Origin of the sequence: Lancefieldella parvula, from assembly GCF_963530955.1 — a bacterium.
Taxonomy (GTDB): domain Bacteria; phylum Actinomycetota; class Coriobacteriia; order Coriobacteriales; family Atopobiaceae; genus Lancefieldella; species Lancefieldella parvula_A.
The window spans coordinates 1-5,540 of the sequence record NZ_CAUSFQ010000087.1; the positions used below are offsets into that span (position 1 = coordinate 1).

Here is a 5,540-nt window from a genome sequence, read left to right on the forward strand (position 1 = left end):
TGATCCTGCAGCTCTTTGAGCTCCGAAGCTAGCGACTCCATACGAGTCTTAGCCTCTTCAGCCGCACGCTTGTGCTCATCAATGTGCGCACGAGCCTCTTGAGCGCGCTCTTTGGCCTGCTCTCGAGAAGTGCTCACCTGCTTCAACTCAGCCTGAGAAGACGCAACTTGTCCCTCAAGACGACCTCGCTCCGCAGCGATAGATGTGAGCTCACCGTTGAGGCGAGCAACCTCACCCTTGGACTGCGCGCTTTTCTCGCGAACTAAAGCCAGCTCATTCTCGCAGTTGGTAACTGCAGAGCGAGCAGCCTCCAGACGGCGTTTGAGAGTAGGGAGCGCACCCTCAAGCTCACGGATGCGACGTTTACGCTCAAGAGAGCCGTCCTCAGCCTGAGACATGTGTCCCAGGACCAGACGGCCGTCTGGATAGAGCAACGTGCCGTCAGGAAGCGCATAAAGCCCGCGAGACTCAACTTTGCGAGCAGTGTAGGCATCGTCAAGACTCTGAGCGACAAAAACGTGACCAAAAAGCGCCTGCACAAGAGCTTCGGAACCCTTCTGCGCAGATACGTGCTCAAGCAAAGACGTTGTATGTGCAGGTGCAGCAAGAGCTGGAGTTGCATCAGAAAGAGCAACCAACGTAGCCTTGCCGTCCTCAGAAAGCGTCTGAACACGCTCAAAGAGCGTCTGAATGTTTTGCTGCTTGTCTACAACAAGCGCGGAAAGATCTTCTCCCAAAAGCTGCTCAACAAGAGCCTCAAACTCTGGCTGAACCTCAAGATAATCAGCAAGTCTGCCAGAAACAAGAGAAGCGGTTGCTGCATCCGCAACAAGCTTTTCTGCCAGAGGACTTCCCTTTTGGACTTCCACATCAAGCGCGCGAAGTGCCTCAAGCGTAGCTTCACTGCTTGAGAGTTCCTGGCGAGCAGTACGCTCTGCCTCGCGAGCCGCCTCAAGTGCAGAAGCACGCTCAGAAATCTCAGCGACAAACGCCTCGGACTCCTGACGAGCTTTCTCAAGAGCCGCCGTGAGCTCTGCTTCTTTAGCGCCACTATCTTCCAGGGCAGCACGAGCAATCTCAAGCGCTTCCGTAATCTGAGTCAACCTAGACTCAAACATCTGGTCTTCTACCTGCGCATGAGCAATCTGCTCTTCAAGCTTTACATACGCAAGCGTTTCTTTATCAGCGGTATTACGCGCACTTCGCTCAGACGCAGTGCAGTCAGAAATCTTTACATCAAGAGCACGACGCTCGGCAATTGCCTGGTTAGCCGACTCTTGGAGCGCGTTCACGCTCTCCGTCAGATCCGCAACCTTTGCACGAATTGTTGCCAGCTGACCAGAAAGCTCTTCGTTCTCTTTTGCGGCGTCTGCCTTCTGTTTATCCATCACAGAAAGCTGCATACGCGTGTCAGAAAGGCGAGAAACCATGTTCTTGCCCTTCTCCTCCAAAAGACGCATGTCAGATCCCATACGACCAAGAATCTCTTGCATGCGACGGCGCTGCTCACCCAAGTCTCCAACAAAGAGACCCTTTTGCTCAAGAAGTGACTGGAGCTTTTCAAGCTCACGGTTTTTCTCGCCCGCGCGATACTGAGCAAGCTCAATAGCAGCCTCTGCCTCTTTAGCGCGAGCCTCCAACTTTCCATGCGTAAACTGCAGCTGACGAAGGTCATCAACCGCAAGCTGAACCGTCAAATCTTTGAGCTGAGCAGACAGATCTTTAGCGCGAGAAGCCTTGTCTACCTGCCTCTCAAGCGGTTTAAGCTGGCGGGTAATCTCGCGAGAAACTACTTTAGCTCGCGTGAGATTCTCATCCATGGAAGAAATCTTGCGCTCCGCACGCTCTTTGCGGCGGCGATGCTTAGAGATATCTGCTGCCTCTTCAATGAGCTCACGACGCTGCTCAGGACGGCTAGACAAGATGGAATCGAGCTTGCCCTGAGAAATAATGGAGTGGGTATCTTTGCCCAGACCAGAGTCATGCAAAATGTCCTGGATATCCATGAGCCTTGAAGGAGCACCGTTAATCAGGTACTCAGACTCTCCAGAGCGATACATGCGTCTGGTGATACCAATTTCAGAGAAATCAATAGGAATAGTGTGGTCGGAGTTATCCAGAACCAGCGTTACCTCAGCAACGCCCACCGCTCCCCTTGCTGATGAGCCAGAGAAGATAACGTCTTCCATGGCTTGACCACGAAGCATCTTTGCGCTCTGCTCGCCCAATACCCAGAGAATTGCGTCAGAGACATTGGACTTACCCGAGCCGTTAGGACCAACGACAACGGTAAGACCGGGGTCAAAAACCATCTGAGTTTTATCAGCGAATGACTTAAAACCCTTAAGTGTCAGCGATTTGAGATACACGGGTACAGGGTACCTTTCTACCTTAGGTGCATTTCTGCATCAGCATCAAGCGGAGCGTCATCCACACCAAGACGTACCAGTGCGTCTTGAGCGGCTTCTGACTCTGCGGCTTTCTTTGATGGTCCCTGTCCACGACCCACCTTAAGGCCGTCGACAAATACCACAGCGGTAAACGTTGGTGTGTGAGCAGGTCCACTCTCGCCAATAAGCTTATATTCAGGAGTAGCCTTGCCTTTAGCCTGTACCGCTTCTTGCAGACGAGATTTAGGGCTTACCGAACGAACTGCCAGCGCTGGAGAAATGTGAGGTCCAAGCGTACGAATAACAAAATCGTGCGTTGGATCAAAACCCGCATCAAGGTAGAGCGCGCCAACAATGGACTCGTAGACGTTCTCCAGAGCAGACTTCATGCCACGCTTTCCCGTGCCCTTCTCGGAAATTCCCATAACAATTAAGGGAGAAATTCCTAGAGCATCAGAGACAATGGAAAGCGTGTGGCCGGATACTAGAGAGATTTTCAACCTAGTAAGCTGGCCTTCATCCATATCTGGATAACGCTCAAACAGCTCCGTTGCAATAATGGCACCAAGAATTGAGTCACCCAGAAACTCCAGGCGCTCATACGAAGCAGAAACAGGCTTGCCCTCCACCGCCGAAGGGTGTGTGAGGGCAGCCTCGATAAGTTCTTTATTGGTAAATGTGTGACCGCAAATAGCTTCTGCAGCAGCTACTCGTTCGTGCAATTTCACGTATAAAACCTACTTAAGCAGCAAGAATAGCATCTACTGCGTCACCAACGGTAGCAATCTCATCGATGTTTTCTGCATCAAAGGTCATATCAAACTCTTGCTCAAGTTCTGTGACAAGCTGCAAAAGATCAAATGAGTCTGCACCAAGATCTTTAAATGAGGTACCCTCTGTGAGCTCAACGGAATCGTCAAGGTCCAGTGTCTCTCTAACAACGTCAATTACCTTTTCAAGTGTTTCTGTGCGATCCATACATCCTCCTTGCACACAACAATGACGCTAGTAATTTTACCCCGTGATGGGCGTCTGTATGATGACATTACTAAAGCTGAAACAAACAATCTTAAAAAAAGTAAAGCCCACAGAATTGTCCATGGGCTCCACCGTAGTTATAAAAATTTTTATGTACAGACGCTTTTACTACAGCTGAATTGACGAGGAAATTTTCTCGATGAGGTTGGCACGTACTGCATTTGCTGCAGAAAGTGTTCCTGCGCACACAGCAGAAGAGCTAGTAGCACCATGTCCTTTAAGTACAGGTGCAGAAACACCTAGCAAGAAGGCGCCGCCAACAGAATCTCCTGAAAGTTCCGCTGCTGTAGCTTTCAGAGCATCCTTCAAAAGAAGTGCACCAAACGCAGCCTTCTTGGAGGAATTAATTGCGTCTTTGAGGCTAGACATAATAAATTTGCCCGTGCTCTCAATAGATTTTAAGGCCACATTTCCGGTAAAGCCGTCTGTAACAATAACATCAAAGCGGCTTCCTAAAATATCAGTTCCCTCAGCATTTCCACCAAAATTAATAGCCGCTTCTGCAAGGGCTGCGTGATATGAAAGAGCAAGCTCAGAACCCTTGGTCTCTTCAGAACCATTGCAGAGAAGTCCTATGGTTGGGTTTTCAATTCCAAGCGATGCATTGGCAAAAGCCTTGCCCATTTGCGCAAATTGCACCAAAACTTCTGGACGCACATCAGCGTTAGCACCAGTATCCAAAAAGACCGTTTTATGACCACCAAGTCCAGGAAGAATCAGGGTAAGTGCAGGGCGTTTTACACCCTTGATGCGACCAATACCAAAGGTAGCTGCAGTAAGCACTGCTCCAGTAGAGCCTGCCGAGAAAAGACCGTCAGCCTCTCCTGCCTTAACTGCCTGAGCAGCCCTTACAATACTGGCGTCCTTTTTCTGTCTAACCGCATTAGCAGGATGCTCGCTCATTGCAATAACTTCAGTAGTTACCAAAGCCTTTGCGCGCTCATGCTTGCTTGCAAAAGGAGTAACAAACTCATCAGCTCCAGCGAGAAGAACCTCTAGCTCTTTGTCCTTCTCAAGAGCCATACGAACTCCCTCAAGAACAACCTCAGGGCTTTGGTCAGATCCCATAACGTCTACACAAATAACGGGCATGATAGCTCCTTCGTGCTATAAAAAAGAAGGCTGGCCCCTAAAGAACCAGCCTTCTTGGCCATACGATGTATGAGTGTTACTCAGTAACAACAACCTCACGGTCCTTGTAGAAGCCACAGTTAGGGCATACGTGGTGAGGAAGCTTTGGAGCGCCGCACTGTGGGCATACAGAGCGAGCTGCTGCGTTAAGCTTGCTATTTGCCGAACGACGGGTGTGGGTTGCGCCGCGGCCCTTCTTTTGTTTAGGTACTGCCATCTTAAACCTCTTTTGCTCTTGCTAGCGCCCCTAAAACATATGAGGGCGCGACCCATTCACATAATGCGTTGGATACTATACCACGTACTGACACATTTTGTACGTAGATACAGCATTTCTTCACCATTTAGGAGAAGAAATTTTATTTTACTCTTCCGAATCCGGCTCAATCACAAGATTTTTGAGAGCCGCAAACGGGTTTGAAGCAAGCTTTTCTTCTTCTCGCTTCTGCTCAATCTGAGCTGCATGACCGCAATCCTCTTCATTCAGATTGCAACCGCATACTGGGCAAAGTCCCTTGCAGTCGGACTTGCACAGTACAACATAAGGCGTCTCCATAACAAGCGAAGGCAAAAGAGCCTCTGCAAGATCGATGGTTTTATCGGCATTTACTAAAACGTAATCTGCCTCATCTTCATCATCTGCAGAAATTACAGGCTCTTCAAAGAGATAATACTAATCTACCTATGCGTTTAAAGAGAGATGTGCGTCCTCAAGACAACGGTCACACGTACCAACTGCGTCAGCACGAAGCATTCCGGTAACCAAAATGCCCTCACCCGCGTTGGTAAGCACTAGATCAAAATCAATTCCCATAGGAAGAGAAAATTCATGCTCCCCTAGCTCATACGAATCTTCATTGAGATGACCCGCATAAGAAACGGTATCGCCTGCATTTGCAAGACGATCATCTAGTGCATAAAGAACTGGTTGCATTGGAATTACCAGGCAACGTTATTGCTGGTGTTACGAGGACCAGAGTT

General features: G+C 49.3%; 7 protein-coding genes. All 7 read right to left on the minus strand.

Going from position 1 to position 5,540, the window contains the following annotated elements:
• Positions 1-2,369, minus strand: a 2,369-nt coding sequence (locus RWJ43_RS05780) for an AAA family ATPase (RefSeq protein WP_314008876.1), incomplete at its 3' end; no start/stop codon positions are given.
• Between the two features lie 17 nt (positions 2,370-2,386).
• Positions 2,387-3,118: a ribonuclease III gene (gene rnc / locus RWJ43_RS05785; protein ID WP_035427733.1), complete on the minus strand. Its 732-nt coding sequence runs from the start codon at positions 3,116-3,118 to the stop codon at positions 2,387-2,389.
• 13 nt (positions 3,119-3,131) lie between these two features.
• Positions 3,132-3,368, minus strand: coding sequence for a phosphopantetheine-binding protein (locus RWJ43_RS05790; protein ID WP_314008878.1), 237 nt, complete (start codon positions 3,366-3,368; stop codon positions 3,132-3,134).
• A 168-nt stretch (positions 3,369-3,536) separates the two neighbouring features.
• Positions 3,537-4,520 (minus strand): phosphate acyltransferase PlsX, encoded by a 984-nt coding sequence (gene plsX, locus RWJ43_RS05795; RefSeq protein WP_313993292.1) that lies wholly within the window; start codon positions 4,518-4,520, stop codon positions 3,537-3,539.
• Between the two features lie 76 nt (positions 4,521-4,596).
• On the minus strand, positions 4,597-4,776 hold the full coding sequence (rpmF, locus tag RWJ43_RS05800) for a 50S ribosomal protein L32 (RefSeq protein WP_012808941.1): 180 nt from the start codon (positions 4,774-4,776) through the stop codon (positions 4,597-4,599).
• 147 nt (positions 4,777-4,923) lie between these two features.
• Positions 4,924-5,208, minus strand: a complete 285-nt coding sequence (locus tag RWJ43_RS05805; RefSeq protein ID WP_314008882.1) for a DUF177 domain-containing protein — start codon at positions 5,206-5,208, stop codon at positions 4,924-4,926.
• 33 nt (positions 5,209-5,241) lie between these two features.
• Positions 5,242-5,493: a hypothetical protein gene (locus RWJ43_RS05810; protein ID WP_314008880.1), complete on the minus strand. Its 252-nt coding sequence runs from the start codon at positions 5,491-5,493 to the stop codon at positions 5,242-5,244.
• Positions 5,494-5,540 lie beyond the last annotated feature (47 nt).